14 protein-coding genes are annotated in these 16,098 nt (G+C 66.6%); 6 read left to right on the top strand and 8 right to left on the bottom strand.

The window, feature by feature from the left end; all coding sequences use genetic code 11:
- Nucleotides 1-51: 51 nt before the first annotated feature.
- The 7 genes from EH231_RS15800 to EH231_RS15770 all read right to left on the bottom strand — a co-directional run bounded on the left by EH231_RS15800 (nt 52) and on the right by EH231_RS15770 (nt 9,093).
- Complete coding sequence (locus tag EH231_RS15800) at nt 52-771, bottom strand: sensor domain-containing protein (RefSeq protein WP_124712741.1); 720 nt, start codon at nt 769-771, stop codon at nt 52-54.
- A gap of 65 nt (nt 772-836) precedes the next feature.
- The gene (locus tag EH231_RS15795) at nt 837-1,604 is read right to left on the bottom strand and encodes an enoyl-CoA hydratase family protein (RefSeq protein WP_090427357.1); all 768 of its coding nucleotides are present in this window, start codon (nt 1,602-1,604) and stop codon (nt 837-839) included.
- Between the two features lie 15 nt (nt 1,605-1,619).
- Complete coding sequence (locus EH231_RS15790; RefSeq protein ID WP_044520116.1) at nt 1,620-2,777, bottom strand: acyl-CoA dehydrogenase family protein; 1,158 nt, start codon at nt 2,775-2,777, stop codon at nt 1,620-1,622.
- Nucleotides 2,774-4,711 carry an ATP-binding protein gene (locus EH231_RS15785; RefSeq protein WP_124712740.1) on the bottom strand — a complete coding sequence of 646 codons (1,938 nt, stop codon included), beginning with the start codon at nt 4,709-4,711 and terminating at the stop codon, nt 2,774-2,776. The genes EH231_RS15790 and EH231_RS15785 overlap by 4 nt, the downstream gene beginning before the upstream one ends.
- Nucleotides 4,712-4,718: 7 nt before the next feature.
- The gene (locus tag EH231_RS15780; RefSeq protein WP_090427361.1) at nt 4,719-6,314 is read right to left on the bottom strand and encodes an acyl-CoA carboxylase subunit beta; all 1,596 of its coding nucleotides are present in this window, start codon (nt 6,312-6,314) and stop codon (nt 4,719-4,721) included.
- Complete coding sequence (locus tag EH231_RS15775; protein WP_090427363.1) at nt 6,311-7,459, bottom strand: acyl-CoA dehydrogenase family protein; 1,149 nt, start codon at nt 7,457-7,459, stop codon at nt 6,311-6,313. Before EH231_RS15775 ends, EH231_RS15780 begins: the two co-directional genes overlap by 4 nt.
- On the bottom strand, nt 7,456-9,093 hold the full coding sequence (locus tag EH231_RS15770) for an acyclic terpene utilization AtuA family protein (RefSeq protein WP_241178185.1): 1,638 nt from the start codon (nt 9,091-9,093) through the stop codon (nt 7,456-7,458). The genes EH231_RS15775 and EH231_RS15770 overlap by 4 nt, the downstream gene beginning before the upstream one ends.
- 371 nt (nt 9,094-9,464) lie before the next feature.
- On the opposite strand from EH231_RS15770, the gene rpmF reads away from it, so the two are divergent.
- From rpmF to EH231_RS15740, 6 genes are all read left to right on the top strand, one after another.
- Nucleotides 9,465-9,638 (top strand): 50S ribosomal protein L32, encoded by a 174-nt coding sequence (gene rpmF / locus EH231_RS15765; RefSeq protein ID WP_044521728.1) that lies wholly within the window; start codon nt 9,465-9,467, stop codon nt 9,636-9,638.
- Nucleotides 9,639-9,784: 146 nt separating this feature from the next.
- Nucleotides 9,785-10,471: a response regulator transcription factor gene (locus EH231_RS15760; RefSeq protein ID WP_090427367.1), complete on the top strand. Its 687-nt coding sequence runs from the start codon at nt 9,785-9,787 to the stop codon at nt 10,469-10,471.
- A 4-nt stretch (nt 10,472-10,475) separates the two neighbouring features.
- A complete protein-coding gene (locus EH231_RS15755; RefSeq protein ID WP_090427369.1) occupies nt 10,476-11,975 on the top strand; it encodes a HAMP domain-containing sensor histidine kinase in 1,500 nt (499 codons plus the stop codon).
- A 195-nt stretch (nt 11,976-12,170) separates the two neighbouring features.
- Nucleotides 12,171-13,565, top strand: a complete 1,395-nt coding sequence (locus tag EH231_RS15750; RefSeq protein WP_124712738.1) for a S1C family serine protease — start codon at nt 12,171-12,173, stop codon at nt 13,563-13,565.
- Nucleotides 13,566-13,645: 80 nt separating this feature from the next.
- Nucleotides 13,646-14,140 carry a MogA/MoaB family molybdenum cofactor biosynthesis protein gene (locus EH231_RS15745; RefSeq protein ID WP_164480910.1) on the top strand — a complete coding sequence of 165 codons (495 nt, stop codon included), beginning with the start codon at nt 13,646-13,648 and terminating at the stop codon, nt 14,138-14,140.
- 693 nt (nt 14,141-14,833) lie between these two features.
- Nucleotides 14,834-15,469 (top strand): porin MspA, encoded by a 636-nt coding sequence (locus tag EH231_RS15740; RefSeq protein WP_124712737.1) that lies wholly within the window; start codon nt 14,834-14,836, stop codon nt 15,467-15,469.
- Nucleotides 15,470-15,552: 83 nt separating this feature from the next.
- Here EH231_RS15740 and mscL read toward each other — a convergent pair whose 3' ends face one another.
- Nucleotides 15,553-16,014, bottom strand: coding sequence for a large-conductance mechanosensitive channel protein MscL (gene mscL, locus EH231_RS15735; RefSeq protein ID WP_090427380.1), 462 nt, complete (start codon nt 16,012-16,014; stop codon nt 15,553-15,555).
- Nucleotides 16,015-16,098: the final 84 nt, after the last annotated feature.

Raw genomic sequence — 16,098 nt, 5'->3', positions numbered from 1 at the left:
GGCGCCGACGGGTTTGGCCGGGACGTGTCATCTCTGGTTGCAGTGTCCGCCCTACCCGGCCGACGTGAGCTTTCCGGCCACGAGGCGAGCGACAGCGACTGCAGTGTCGGCATTCGAAGCGGTATTGGCGGCTGCTGTGGTGCCGAGGACATCGACATCCACGAGGTAGTGGGACGCGGTGGTGACGGCGCGCTGTAAGGGCCACGGCGTGATGATGCCGTCTGTCGTCGACACCACCAGGTTGGCCGTCAAGAACCCGTCTGCGCTGTCTGCCTGGATGACGTTGTCGCTGAAAGTAATAGCGTCCATCGGCTGGGTCACCGTGCTGCCCTGACACGATTGCCACCGTGGGGCAGCGTCGCGGTACCAGGCGCTTGCATCGTCTGGTGTGTCCACGTCGATGACGGCGATTGACACCGAGACAGACCGGGCACCGCGGGCATCCTTTGGCGATTCCCAGATACCGGTGGCCACGGCACCTGCCGGAACATGCTGGTACACATAGCGGATTCCCGCGTGGATGAGGGCAGCACATTCAGCGGGCGAGATGTTCTCCGGGTCGCCCCTGAGCACCTCGGTGCCACCGACTTCGATCGGCGAGGTCACCTGCACGGCCCCGCCCATGGCCTGCCCCAGCTCGGGGAGGGTGGGCATCGCACGCTCAATCGGGCTGGGCTGAGCCTTCATCGCCTGGCCCGCGATCGCGGTCGAACACCCCGTCAGCTGCACGGCAAATAGCGTCACCACCGTGATCAGCAGGCCCCGCTTCATTGAACCGACAATAGTGCGGAGGTTGCTGGTTCTGGAGCGGGTAGCGGGTAGCGGGTAGTGCGGCCTCAGCCCACCCAGTTCGGCGGGCGCTTCTGCAGGAACGCCATCATGCCCTCGCGGGCCTCGTCGGAGACGAACAGTTGCGCGGACTGCCGGGTCAGGCCTTCCGCCAGCTCGTCGAACCCACGCAGGATGGACGCGGTCGTCAGCGCCTTCGACGTCGCCAGCCCCTGCGGTGAACCCTTGGCGATCTCACCCGCCAGCGCGGCGACCGCATCGGCGACGTCGTCGGCGGCCATGGTGATCAGCCCGATCTCGGCTGCCTCGGCCGCACCGAACTTCTCGCCGGTGACGAAGTACCGTCCGGCCGCCCGTGGCGACATCTTCGGCAACAGGGTCAGCGAAATGATCGACGGCGCAACGCCGATGCGTGCTTCGGTCAACGCGAATGTGCTCTGCGAACCGGCGACGACGAGATCGCACGCACCGACCAGTCCCATCCCGCCGGCCCGCACGTGCCCGTCGATCGCGCCGATCACCGGAATCGGCAATTCCAGGATGGCCCGCAGCAGCTTGGTCATCTCGCGAGCCCGGTCGACAGCGATGTCGCCGGGATCCTGACCGGCAGCTTCGCTGAGATCGGCTCCGGCGCAGAAGGTCCCACCGGTGTGCCCGAGCACCACCGCCCGGACCCCGGGTTCTTCTGCGGCGTCGGAGAAGCCCTGGAGCAACTGCTCGACCAGGGCCGTGGACAGTGCGTTGCGGTTGTGCGGGGAGTCCAGCGTCAGCCGGGCGACGCTGCCGGCCACCGAGTAATGAACCAATGACGTCATGGTCGGTACGGCCCGTCAGTACGACCGGGGGAGACCCAGCGAGGTCTGTGCGACGAAGTTCAGGATCATCTCCCGGCTCACCGGTGCGATCCGGGCCAGCTTGGAGGCCGTCACCGCGGCGGCGATGCCGTACTCCTTGGTCAGGCCGTTGCCGCCGAGAGACTGCACGGCCTGATCGACCGCCCGCACCGACGCCTCACCTGCCGCGTACTTGGCCATGTTGGCGGCCTCGGCCGCGCCGAAGTCGTCGCCGGCGTCATACAGCGTCGCGGCCTTCTGCATCATCAACTTGGCCAGCTCCACCTCGATGTGGTTCTGCGCCAGCGGATGTGACAGACCCTGGTGCGAGCCGATCGGCACCTTCCAGACCTGGCGGGTCTTCACGTAGTCGACCGCCTTGTTGATGGCGAACCGGCCCACACCTACCGCGCTGGCCGCACCCATGATGCGTTCGGGGTTCAGCCCGGCGAACAGCTGCGCGATCGCGGCGTCTTCCGAACCCACCAACGCGTCGGCAGGCAGCCGGACGTCGTCGAGGAACACCTGGAACTGGCTCTCCGGGCTGACGATCTCCATCTCGATCTTGGTCCAGTTCAGGCCCGGGGTGTCGGTCGGGATGACGAACAACGCGGGCTTGAGGTTTCCGGTCTTGTGGTCCTCGGTGCGTCCGACGACGAGCACGGCCTGGGCCTGGTCGATACCGGAGATGAACGTCTTCTGGCCCTTGAGGATCCAGTCGCTGCCGTCGCGGCGTGCGGTGGTAGTGATGCGGTGGCTGTTGGAACCCGCGTCAGGCTCGGTGATCGCGAAGGCCATGGTGATCGACCCGTCGGCGATGCCGGGGATCCAGCGCTTCTTCTGTTCCTCGGTGCCGAACTTGGAGATGATGGTGCCGTTGATCGCGGGGGAGACCACCATCATCAGCAGCGCCGACCCGGCCGCTGACATTTCTTCCATCACCATGGACAGCTCGTACATGCCGGCGCCGCCGCCACCGTACTCCTCGGGCAGGTTCACCCCGATGAAGCCGAGTTTGCCTGCCTCGTTCCACAATTCGGTGGTGTGCTGGCCTGAGCGGGCCTTCTCCAGGTAGTAGTCCTGCCCGTAGTTGGCGGCCATCGCGGCCACCGCCTGACGCAGGGCTTTCTGTTCCTCGGTCTCGATGAAGCTCATGACTGTTCTCCTTCAGAATCTTCGACACGGGCAAGTACGGCGCCGACTTCGACCTGTTGGCCCGCGGCGACATTGAGTTCGGCCAGCACCCCGTCGTCGGGTGCGGCGATGGTGTGCTCCATTTTCATGGCTTCCAGCCAGATCAGGGGTTGTCCGGCGGTGACGGTATCGCCGACGGCGGCCCCGACGCGCACCACCGAACCGGGCATCGGCGCCAGCAGCGAGCCGTGTGCGACCGCGTCGTCCGGGTCGGGGAAGCGGGGCAGCGCGGTGAGCTGCACGGGACCGAGCGGTGAGTCGACGAACACCTGATCGCCGTAGCGCGCCACGTCGAACGCGCGGTCTACACCGTTGACGGTGAGGACTACCCGGTCCGGCGTCGCCGACACCAGGGCGACTCCCTCGTCGTCGGGCAACTCGACCCCGGTGCGGGTGAACCGGTAGCGCACCTGGACGTCCTCGCCCGCGCTATCGCGGTAGGCCCGGGATTGGTGGCCCGAGACCAGGTTGCGCCAGCCACTGGGCGCCGCGCCGAAAACCCGTGCGCTGCTGCGGTTGTGCGCGGATTCGGCCAGGGCGGCCGCGATCGCCGAGAGCGTCACCGCTCCGGCATCGGCGAGAGGAGCGGCCAGGGTGTTGAGGCCGTGGGTGTCGAAGAACGCCGTGTCGGTGGCTCCGTCCAGGAACGCCGGATGCCGCAGCACGTTCACCAGTAGGTCCCGGTTGGTGCGCAGTCCGTGAATCCGGGTGCGGGCCAACGCATCGGCCAGCACCGTCGCGGCCTGGCGCCGGGTGGGCGCATACGAGATGACCTTGGCCAGCATGGGGTCGTAGAAGATCGACACCACCGAGCCGTCCTCGATGCCCGTGTCGACCCGCACCTGCCCGGGCACCTCGAACCGGTGCACCGCGCCGGCCTGGGGCTGCCAGCCCTTGGCCGGATCCTCGGCGTACAGGCGGGCCTCGATCGACGAACCGCGGGAGGCGGGCGGCTCGGCATCGAGCCTGCCGCCATCGGCTACCGCGATCTGCAGCTCGACCAGGTCGAGCCCGGTGGTGGCCTCGGTGACCGGATGCTCCACCTGCAGGCGGGTATTCATCTCCAGGAAGAAGAAGTCACCCCGCTCGTCCGCCATGAACTCGACCGTGCCCGCGCCGGCGTAGCCGATCGCCTCGGCAGCCAGCCGGGCCGCGTCGAACAGCTTCTCCCGCATCCCGGGAGTGCGTTCCACCAGAGGCGACGGGGCCTCCTCGATGACCTTCTGATGACGGCGCTGGATCGAGCACTCGCGCTCGCCGACCGCCCACACCGTGCCGTGCTGATCTGCCAGCACCTGCACCTCGACGTGATGGCCGGCCGCCAGGTAGCGCTCGCAGAACACCGTGGGATCACCGAACGCCGACTGTGCCTCACGCTGGGCCGCTGCCACTTCGCTTGGCAGATCCGACAGTTCGCGCACGACGCGCATACCGCGGCCGCCGCCACCGGCCGACGCTTTCACCAGCACCGGCAGCTGATCGGCCGTCACGGTCGACGGGTCGAGCTCGGTCAGCACCGGGACGCCGGCCGCGGCCATCATCTTCTTGGCCTCGATCTTGGAGCCCATGGCCTGCACGGCGTTCACCGGCGGACCGATCCAGGTCAGCCCGGCATCGATCACGGCCGCCGCGAAATCCGGGTTCTCGGAGAGAAACCCGTAGCCGGGATGAACGGCGTCGGCACCCGCGGCCCGGGCCGCGGCGATGATCTGGGCGGAGTCGAGGTAGCCGTTGTTGCCTTCCAGGCGAACCCGGGCGTCGGCCTCGGCGACGTGTGGGGACCCGGCGTCGGGGTCGGTGTACACAGCGACCGTGCCGATGCCGAGACGACGGCAGGTCTCGAATACCCGGCGCGCGATCTCGCCGCGGTTGGCGACGAGGACTCTCGTAATCACTGTTCGCTCACATCCTGAAGACGCCGAAGTTCGACGTCCCCTCGATCGGGCCATTCGCGATGGCGGACAGGCACATTCCCAGCACGGTGCGGGTATCCCGGGGATCGATCACCCCGTCGTCGTACAACCGGCCGGACAGGAACATCGGCAGCGACTCGGCCTCGATCTGAGCCTCGACCGCAGCCCGCAGTGCCGCATCAGCGGCCTCGTCGACGGCTTGTCCACGGGCCTCGGCGGCAGCGCGGCTCACGATCGAGAGCACACCCGCGAGCTGGGTTCCGCCCATCACCGCGGACTTGGACGACGGCCAGGCGAACAGGAACCGCGGGTCGTACGCCCGCCCGCACATGCCGTAGTGGCCCGCGCCGTAGGAGGCACCCAGCAGCAGCGAGATGTGCGGAACAGTGGAGTTCGACACCGCATTGATCATCATCGAGCCGTGCTTGATCATGCCGCCCTCTTCGTACTGCTTACCCACCATGTAGCCGGTGGTGTTGTGCAGGAACAGAAGCGGGGTGTCAGACCGGTTGGCCAGCTGGATGAATTGGGTGGCCTTCTGCGACTCCTCGGAGAACAGCACCCCCCGGGCATTGGCCAGGATCCCGATCGGGTAGCCGTACAGCGTGGCCCATCCCGTCACCAGCGACGATCCGTACAGCGGTTTGAACTCGTCGAAATCGGAGCCGTCGACGATGCGGGCGATCACGTCACGCGGGTCGAACGGGATACGCAGATCGGCGGGCACGATGCCGATTAGCTCCTCCGGGTCGAACTTCGGCTCGACCACCGGAGCGGGAACGGGTCCCTTCTTCCGCCAGTTCAGCCGGGCCACGATGCGCCGGCCGATCCGGATCGCGTCGAGCTCGTCGTTGGCCAGGTAGTCACCCAGACCCGAAGTGCGGGCGTGCATCTCGGCACCGCCCAGCGACTCGTCGTCGGACTCCTCGCCGGTGGCCATCTTCACCAGCGGCGGCCCGGCCAGGAACACCTTGGAGCGTTCCTTGATCATCACGACGTGATCGGACATGCCCGGCACGTATGCGCCGCCGGCCGTCGAGTTGCCGAACACCAGCGCGATGGTCGGGATGCCCGCCGCCGACAGCCTGGTCAGATCGCGGAACATCTGCCCGCCGGGGATGAAGATCTCCTTCTGCGTCGGCAGATCGGCGCCACCGGACTCCACGAGGGAGACCACCGGAAGCCGGTTCTCCATCGCGATCTGGTTGGCGCGCAGGATCTTCTTGAGCGTCCACGGGTTGCTGGTGCCGCCCTTGACGGTTGGATCGTTCGCGACGATCAGGCATTCGACACCCTCGACGGCACCGATGCCGCAGACGACGCTGGCGCCCACGGTGAAATCGCTGCCCCAGGCCGCCAACGGGCTCAGCTCCAGGAACGGGGCATCCGGATCCAGCAGCAGCTCGACCCGCTCACGGGCGGTGAGCTTGCCGCGGCCGTGATGGCGGTCCACATACTTTGGCCCGCCGCCGGCCAGGGCCTTGGCGTGCTCGGCATCGAGCTCGGCGAGCTTGGCGGCCATCACCTCGGCCGCCTCGGTGAACCCTGGCGAGCCAGGGTCGATGGTTGATTTGAGAGTGGTCATGACTGGAACCCCAATGTCTTTGCGGCCAACGAGGTCAGGATCTCGGTGGTACCTCCGCCGATACCCAGGATGCGCATGTCACGGTACTGGCGCTCGACCTCGGATTCGGCCATGTAGCCCATGCCGCCGAACAATTGGACAGCCTGATTGGCCACCCACTCGCCGGTCTCCACGGCGGTGTTCTTGGCGAAGCACACCTCGGTGATCAGGCCCTGGTCCCCGGCCAACTGCCGCTCGACGACATGGCGCGTGTACACCCGGGCCACGTCGATCCGCCGGGCCATTTCCGCCAGGGTGTTCTGCACCGACTGCCGGGCGATCAGCGGCTTGCCGAAGGTCTCGCGGTCGCGGCACCACTGCACGGTCAGGTCCAGGCAGCGCTGCGCGCTGGCATAGGCCTGCACAGCCAGGCCCACCCGCTCGGAGACGAACGCCGCCGCGATCTGCAGGAAGCCGGAGTTTTCCGCGCCGATCAGGTTGGCCGCCGGCACCCGCACGTCGCTGTAGGACAGCTCGGCGGTATCGCTTGAACGCCAACCCATCTTGTCGAGCTTGCGGGTGACCTCGAATCCCGGCGTGCCCTTGTCCACCACGATCAGTGAGACGCCTGCCGCGCCCGGTCCGCCGGTGCGCGATGCCGTGACGACATAGTCCGCGCGGACACCCGAGGTGATGTAGGTTTTGGCGCCGTTGAGGATGAAATCATCGCCGTCTCGGATCGCGCGCGTGGTGAGGTGCCCGACGTCGGAGCCGCCGCCCGGTTCGGTGATGGCCAGGGATCCGATGAGATCCCCTCGCAGCGTGGGCTTCACGTAGGTCTCGATCAGGCGTTCATCGCCCGAGGCGATCATGTGCGGCACCGCGATGCCACAGGTGAACAGCGACGCGAACACTCCACCGGGTGAACCCGCGTAGTGCATTTCCTCGCAGATGATCACGGCGTCGGCCCCGTCGCCGCCACCACCGCCGACCGACTCGGGGAAGTTGGCGCCGAGCAGGCCGGCCTCGCCGGCCTTGCGGTGCAGTTCGCGCGGCAGCTCGCCGGTGCGTTCCCACTCGTCGGCGTGGGGCAGCACCTCACGCTCGGCAAAGCTGCGCACCGTCTTGCGCAATGCCTCACGCTCGGGCGAAGTCCAGATGCTCACTTGATGAGTTCCTCCGGGATATCGAGATGACGGCTGCGCAACCATTCGCCCAGCCCCTTGGCCTGCGGATCGAATCGGGCCTGATACGCGACGCCCTGGCCGAGAATGCCTTCGATCACAAAGTTCACGGCCCGCAGATTCGGCAGCACGTGCCGGGTGACCGGCAGATCTGCTGTCTCGGGCAGCAATTCACGGAGTTTGTCGACGGTCAGCGTGTGTGCCAACCAGCGCCACTGCTCGTCGGTGCGTACCCACACCCCGACATTGGCCGACCCGCCCTTGTCGCCGCTGCGGGCGCCGGCGATCGTGCCGAGCGGTGCGCGGCGAGTAGTCCCGGAGGGTAGTGGGTCGGGGAGGGCGGGATCGGACACCGGTGCCAGATCGAGGGTTTCGCTCGCCGGCGCGATGCCGATCCGGCTGCCATCGGCATGAACGGCGATGTGTGGCACCTCGGCGGCATCGACATAGCCGGGTACGAACACTCCGTAGATCTGACCATCGCCCGGGGGTGCGGTGGTGGTGAATCCCGGATAGCTCGCCAGCGCGAGCTCCACGCCCGCCGAAGAGAATTGGCGTCCGACGATGTTGGGATCCGCATCGCGGACCACGCAGTGCAGCAGAGCGCTGGCGGCTTCCTCGGTATCGGCATCGGGATGATCGGTGCGGGCTAGCGTCCAATCTAGTTCTGCCGGGCGGACTTTCAGGCCGGCCTCCAGCTGGCTGTGCACGAGCGCAGCCTTGGCCTCGATGTCCAGGCCGGTCAGCACGAACGTGGCGGCGTTGCGGAACCCGCCGATGCTGTTGCACGACACCTTCAGCGTCGGCGGCGGGGCCTCGCCCGTCACCCCGGAGATACGCACCCGGTTGTCGCCGTCCTGGCTCAGCTGCAGAGAGTCCACGCGCAGAGTCACATCGGGATTGGCATAGCGAGCGCCGGTGATTTCGTAGAGCAGCTGTGCGGTGACCGTGCCGACGCTGACCTGCCCGCCGGTGTCCGCGTGTTTGGTGATCACCGAGGAGCCGTCGGCGGCGATCTCGGCGATGGGGAACCCGGGCCGCGCCAGATCAGGTATCTCGGCGAAGAAGGAGTAGTTGCCGCCGGTGGCCTGGGTGCCGCACTCGATCACGTGACCGGCGGCCACCGCTCCGGCCAGCGCGTCGTAATCGGTGGGCGACCAGCCGAAATGTGCGGCCGCGGGCCCGACGATCACCGAAGCGTCCGTCACCCGGCCGGTGACCACGACGTCGGCGCCGGAATTGAGGCAGTCGACGATGCCCCACGCGCCCAGGTAGGCATTGGCGGCCAGGGGAGTGCCCAACCCGAGCTCGGAAGCGCGGCCCACCAGGTCGTCGCCCTCGACGTGGGCGACGTTGACGTCGAGGCCCAGGCGCTCGGCCAGGGCCCGGACTGCGGTGGCCAGCCCCGCCGGGTTCAGCCCGCCGGCGTTGGCAACGATCTTGACGCCCTTGTCGAGCGCCAGCCCGAGGGACTGCTCCAGCTGGGTGAGGAAGGTCTTGGCGTAGCCGCGGTCGGGATTCTTGGCCCGGTCACGGGCCAGGATCAGCATGGTGAGCTCGGCCAGGTAATCGCCGGTCAGATAGTCCAGCTCACCGCCGGTGAGCATGTCGTGCATCGCGGACAGCCGGTCGCCGTAAAACCCCGAACAATTACCGATGCGCACTGCATCAGGCCCTGAAGGCACTCGTACTCCTGTCGACGCTGACAATCGATACCAACCAACCAACCGGTAGGTTAGCGGGTACCGCTGGTCTCACGTCAATAGGTGGCGGGCATGTCCCAGCTCAGGCTGGTAGCCACATCCGGGGTGTCTTACCGGCCCAGTCCGGTCCGCAAAGTAGTCTGCGGCCGTCGGATGTGGCGGCGAATGCGACAACTCCCGTTTTGGAGCAGCGCCAGGTCAACCGTTACTCTGTACCTAATCGTCGCCGCCGGCGAGCTCAATCGATTCGCGCGGCAACAACCCGAAGCAAGGAGATGCACGTCATGGCTGTGCCCAAGCGCAGAATGTCGCGCGCGAACACCCGTAGCCGGCGCGCGCAGTGGAAGGCCGAGGCAACCGGTCTCGTCGGCGTCAGTGTCGCCGGTCAGCAGCACAAGGTGCCGCGCCGTCTGCTCAAGGCCGCTCGTCTCGGCCTGGTCGATCTCGACAAGCGCTAGAACCTCAGACACTTTCTCAAAAAGCGCTATCACTCGTGATAGCGCTTTTTGTCGTGCTCAGGGTTGTCCCGGTTCCGTGAAAACGCTCGGTGAATTTGCGGCGCGCCTCTCAGCCCACTCTCAGACAGCGGGTTGAAACTGTGCCTGTGCGCATACTTGTCGTTGACGACGATCGCGCTGTGCGCGAATCCCTGCGCCGGTCGCTTTCTTTCAATGGTTATTCGGTCGAGCTCGCCCAGGATGGGGTCGAAGCACTCGAGGCGATTGCCAGTGACCGGCCCGATGCTGTGGTTCTGGACGTGATGATGCCGCGGCTGGACGGTCTGGAGGTGTGCCGGCAGCTCCGCAGCACCGGTGACGATCTACCGATCCTGGTACTGACCGCCCGTGACTCGGTCTCCGAGCGGGTCGCCGGACTGGACGCCGGTGCTGACGATTACCTGCCCAAGCCGTTCGCGCTCGAGGAGCTGCTGGCGCGGATGCGGGCGTTGCTGCGCCGGACGGTAAGCGACGACGGCACCGATTCGCAGATGATGACGTTCTCAGACCTGACTCTGGACCCGGTGACCCGCGAGGTGACCCGTGGCCAGCGTCAGATCAGCCTCACCCGCACCGAGTTCTCGCTGCTGGAAATGCTGATCGCGAACCCGCGGCGGGTGCTCACCCGTAGCCGCATCCTCGAAGAGGTGTGGGGATTCGACTTCCCGACTTCGGGCAATGCCCTTGAGGTGTACATCGGCTACCTCCGCCGAAAGACCGAGGCCGAAGGCGAGCCCCGGCTGATCCACACCGTGCGCGGCGTCGGTTACGTGCTGCGCGAAACACCCCCCTGATTTGATGGCGCTCAACGCAAATACCTGGCGAACCGCCACCGACTCTGGGCGGCTCGCCGCCGTGAACCTACGCAACACCAGCTCACTGTCATTGCGCTGGCGCGTGATGATGCTCGCGATGTCGATGGTGGCCATGGTGGTCGTCCTGATGGCGGTCGCCGTCTACGCCGTCGTCTCGCGCGCGCTCTATGACGACCTGGACAACCAGCTGCACAGCCGGGCCCGGTTGCTCATCGAGAGCGGATCGCTGGCGGCCGACCCCGGTAAGGCCATCGAGGGCACCGCCTACTCCGACGTCAACGCGATGCTGGTGATCCCGGGCCGATCCATCTATACGGCCAACCAGCAGGGGCAGATGCTGCCGCTGGGCAAGCCCGAGAAGGACGTCATCTCCGGTGAACTGCTGATGTCCCTGCGCACGGCCAACCACCAGCGGGTGCTCGCGGTGCACCTGGCTAACGGCAGCTCCCTGCTGATCTCCAAGAGCCTGGCGCCCACTGTCCAAGTGCTGAGACGGCTGGGCACCGTGCTGCTCATCGTCGGCGGCGTCGGGGTCGCGGTGGCCGCCATGGCCGGTGGTGCGGTGGCCAGAGCCGGGCTCAGACCGGTGGGCAGACTCACCGAAGCCGCGGAGCGGGTGGCCCGCACCGACGACCTGCGGCCCATCCCGGTGGTCGGCAGCGACGAGCTGGCCCGGCTCACCGAGGCGTTCAACATGATGCTGCGGGCTCTGGCCGAATCGAGGGAACGGCAGTCCCGGCTGGTCTCCGACGCCGGGCACGAGCTGAGAACCCCGCTGACCTCGCTACGCACCAACGTCGAACTGCTGATGGCCTCCCAAGCGCCGGGCGCGCCGCCGCTGCCCAGGGACGAGATGGACGGGCTGCAGCAGGATGTGATCGCCCAGATCGAGGAGCTCTCCACCCTGGTCGGTGACCTCGTCGACCTGACCCGCGACGATGCCGGCGGCATCACCCCGGAGCCGGTCGACATGTCCGAGGTCGTCGACCGCAGCCTGGAGCGGGTCCGGAGGCGCCGCAACGACATCGAATTCGACGTCGACGTCATCGGCTGGCAGGTGTTCGGCGACGCGCCCGGCCTCGGCCGGGCAGTGCTCAACCTGCTGGACAACGCCGCCAAGTGGAGTCCGGCCGGTGGACGGGTCAGTGTCCGGTTGCATCAGGTCGATCCGACGCACGCCGAACTCGTGGTCTCCGATCACGGGCCCGGCATCCCGCCGCAGGAACGCGCGCTGGTGTTCGAGCGCTTCTACCGCTCGGACGCGGCCAGGGCGATGCCGGGATCCGGCCTCGGATTGGCTATCGTCCAGCAGGTGGTGCTCAAACACGGTGGCGCACTGCGGATTGACGAGACCGTGCCGGGCGGCACCCCGCCGGGAGCTTCCTTTCACATGGTGCTGCCGGGCCAGCCGATCCCCAATGGCGATGCGACACACTCGCCCCGGGTCGGCGATGGGCACACTGTCGGCGCGGACAAAAGGTGAGACAGTTAAGTCAGTCGGGGGACTAAATCACGGATGGATCAGAAATCTCTAAGTGGATTCTCAGCCCATCTGGGCAACCTGAGTGGCAGTGAGTTCGTTTGACGAATTGAACAGACACGAGGGTTGGACAAACGGGTCGGACCGGGCCGGCGCCACAGGCCGGCGGACCTTTACAAGAGAAGAGCACGCAGCACTATGACGAACCACCCGAGGTACCCCCAGCAGCCGGAGCAGCATCCCGGCGGCGCTGCCCCCGGATACGGCGGTGCGCGTCCTGATCCTTACCAGCAACAGCCGTACGACTGGCGCTACGCGCGTCAACAGCCGCAGCAGCACCAGACGCATCAGACCCAGACGCATCAGACGCAGCAGCACCAGACTCACCAGCCGCAGCAGCAGGCGTATCGCGCACCGTTCGACCCGTACCGGATTCCGTCCGGCCCGCAGCCCGTTCCGGCCAAGAAGCGCTCCAAGGCCGGCCTGGTCGCCGGTGCCCTCACCGTTGCCGTGGTGTCGGCCGGCATCGGTGGCGGCGTGGCCACGCTGGTTCACGATGACCACCCGCGCCTGGGCACCCAGGGCCTCGGTGCCGCCCCGACCGTCCCCGCCGCCGCCCTGCCCCCCGGTTCGGTGGAGCAGGTGGCGGCCAAAGTGGTGCCGAGTGTGGTCAAGCTCGAGACCGATTTGGGCCGCGCGTCCGAGGAGGGCTCGGGCATCATCCTCACCGGCGATGGCCTCATCCTGACCAACAACCACGTCGTGCAGGCGGCCAAGCCGGGTGAGCCCGCTCCCGCCACGGCGCCTGGTAGCGCACCGGCACCGGCGGGCGCCCAGACCAAGGTGACGTTCTCCGACGGGACCACCAAGCCGTTCACCGTGGTGGGTACCGACCCCAGCAGCGACATCGCAGTGGTGCGCGCACAGGACGTTTCGGGATTGACCCCGATCACGCTCGGCTCGTCGGCCAACCTGCGGGTGGGCCAGGACGTGGTGGCCATCGGGTCGCCGCTGGGCCTCGAAGGCACCGTCACCACCGGCATCATCAGCGCGCTGAACCGTCCGGTCGCCGCCGGCGGCGACACCCGCAACCAGAACACCGTGCTCGACGCCATCCAGACCGACGCCGCGATCAACCCGGGCAATTCAGGTGGCGCGCTGGTCAACATGAACGGTGAACTGGTCGGGATCAACTCGGCGATCGCCACGATGGGCGGGGATTCACCGCAGGCGCAGAGCGGCTCGATCGGGCTGGGCTTCGCGATCCCGGTGGATCAGGCCAAGCGCATCGCCGACGAGCTGATCCAGAACGGCACGGCCTCCCATGCCTCGCTGGGCGTGCAGGTGGCCAACGACAAGACCAGCGACGGCGCCAAGATCGTCGAGGTCACCAACGGCGGGGCCGCCGCGGCGGCCGGTCTGCCCAGCGGTGTGGTGGTCACCAAGGTCGATGACCGGGTGATCGGCAGCGCCGACGCGCTTGTGGCCGCGGTGCGGTCCAAGGCCCCCGGTGACAAGGTCACGCTGACCTTCCTGGATGCGGCAGGCAAGCCGCAGACCATCGAGGTCACGCTGGGAAAGGCTGAGCAGTGAGCACCGTGATCGGACCCGGCGGGATCGCCACACTCCGTCTGGCTACACCGTTGTCTGCCGCCGGATATACGGTTGCAGGCATGGAACAGCCAGGGGAGTTGGTGGGGCGCGCGCTCGTCGTCGTCGTGGACGATCGCACAGCGCATGGCGAGGAAGACCACAGCGGTCCGTTGGTCACGGAATTGTTGGGCGAGGCCGGGTTCGTCGTCGACGGAGTCGTGGTCGTGGCCGCCGACGAGGTCGAGATTCGCAACGCGTTGAACACCGCGGTGATCGGCGGCGTCGATCTGGTGGTGTCGGTCGGCGGCACGGGGGTGACGCCGCGCGACGTGACGCCGGAGGCCACCCTCGACATCCTCGACCGGGAGCTGCTGGGCATCGCGGAGGCGCTGAGGGCATCGGGGCTTTCGGCCGGCATCGTGGATGCGGGGCTGTCCCGCGGTCTGTGCGGCATCTCGGGCAGCACGCTGGTGGTGAACATCGCTGGGTCGCGTGCCGCGGTGCGCGACGGCATGGCAACCCTGGGGCCACTGGCCGCGCAAGTGATAGGCCAGCTATCAAGTTTGGAAATCTGAACATCAACGAAACGGCGGCCACCGGCCGCCGTTTCCTTTTGCAGGTGAATGTTAGGCAGAGCGACGGTGCTGGTTAAGAGCAGGTTAACGGTTGTTGCAGCTCCGCCTAGGATGAGATGTGATCTTCATCACAAAGGGAATTGACGATGCCTGAAGCGAACAAAATGTCCCGGCACGCAGTTAACAAGATTTTCGGTGAGGCCCTCCCGGACATCGCTCCCGACGAACGCGACACCGCTTCGCCGGATGACGATGACGACCGGGACGGATGGTTGAGGAACAACATTCCGCCTCACCATCACTGAGAAGGTGAGCGGCTTGTGAGGGGCGCGAAACCTCTGCTCAAGCACTGTGGTCCGAACCTCAGTTCGTTATCGAGGCGAACGGTGTCACAGCATTGCCGGGTGGGCCAATTCGCAGCGTCACGACCTAGTGTTCGACCTCCCAGCGGGTTTTCAGCAAATTTTGATCGATTGACCGTATGCACCGCTCGGGATATGTGCTTGCGTTGCCGCCCCGAAGGGCTCCCGTTATGTTCCTCGTGTCAACGATGAGCATTACGTAAGAGCAACGTGTGGGGTTTCTAATCCGCATCACATGTCGGTCTTGCGCGGCGGTACGGTCTGCGGGGGCCGGGACGCCACCCACAAACGGTGGGCCCCCGGGGCCGCCGGCGATATAGCTAGGGAGAACATGAAGGCATTCAGTCGGGTGCTGGTCGCGATGGTGGCAACCATCGCGGCGCTGTTTACGAGCACGGGCATTTCTCATGCGGGTCTGGACAATGAACTGAGCCTGGTTGATGGTCAGGACCGGACCCTGACGGTTCAGCAGTGGGACACCTTCCTCAACGGTGTGTTCCCCCTGGACCGCAACCGGCTGACCCGTGAGTGGTTCCACTCCGGTCGTGCCAAGTACACGGTGGCCGGTCCGGGTGCCGACGACTTCGCGGGCACGCTGGAGCTGGGTTACCAGATCGGCTTCCCCTGGTCGCTGGGTGTGGGGATCAACTTCTCCTACACCACCCCGAACATCCTGATCGACGATGGTGACATCACCGGCCCGCCGTTTGGCCTGAACTCGGTCATCACCCCGAACCTGTTCCCGGGTGTGTCGATCAGCGCTGACCTGGGCAACGGCCCGGGTATCCAGGAAGTGGCGACCTTCTCGGTGGACGTCAAGGGTCCGGCCGGCGGTGTGGCGGTGTCCAACGCGCACGGCACCGTGACCGGTGCTGCCGGTGGCGTGCTGCTGCGTCCGTTCGCCCGCCTGATCGCCTCCACCGGTGACAGTGTCACCACCTACGGCGAGCCCTGGAACATGAACTGAGCACATGAACGTCACGTTCTAGGCCTCACACAAAACAGCCCCTGGAGAAATCCAGGGGCTGTTTTGTGTGCGGGTGGATGATGTCACTCGCGGTCGGCGCTGGTGTACTTGGCGGTGTCCGGGCTGGGGCCGGTACCGGGGCCGGTCACATGCTTGCCGGTGTTGCCGTTCTCGGACAGCAGATCGCGGATCTCGGTGAGGATCGCCAGCTCGGTGTCCTGGGCCTGTTCGACCTCGCCACGCTCGCGCAACTTCTTGTACGGCACCATGATGACGAAGTAGATCACCGCGGCCACCAGGACGAAGTTGATGGCGGCGGACAGGACCGCGTTCAGGTCGATGAACGTCTCGGGATCGCCGCCCAGTGAGATCTTGAGGATGCCGTATTCCTTGCCTGGGCCGGCGCCGATCCGGTCGACCAGTGGCTGGACCACCTTGTCCGTGAAGGCGGTGACCAGGCCGGTGAAGGCAGCGCCGATGACCACAGCAACCGCAAGATCGATGACGTTGCCGCGAGACAGAAACTCTTTGAAGCCCTTCAACATGCGGGGACCCTTCCTGCAGTGTGTTGTTTTCGGTGCGACAAGCAAACAGTAACCGAGTTGGCCGAATGGCTGGGTGATTGTCGG

Origin of the sequence: Mycolicibacterium nivoides (assembly GCF_003855255.1) — a bacterium.
GTDB lineage: Bacteria > Actinomycetota > Actinomycetes > Mycobacteriales > Mycobacteriaceae > Mycobacterium > Mycobacterium nivoides.
This window is presented reverse-complemented; position numbering and strand designations above follow the sequence as displayed.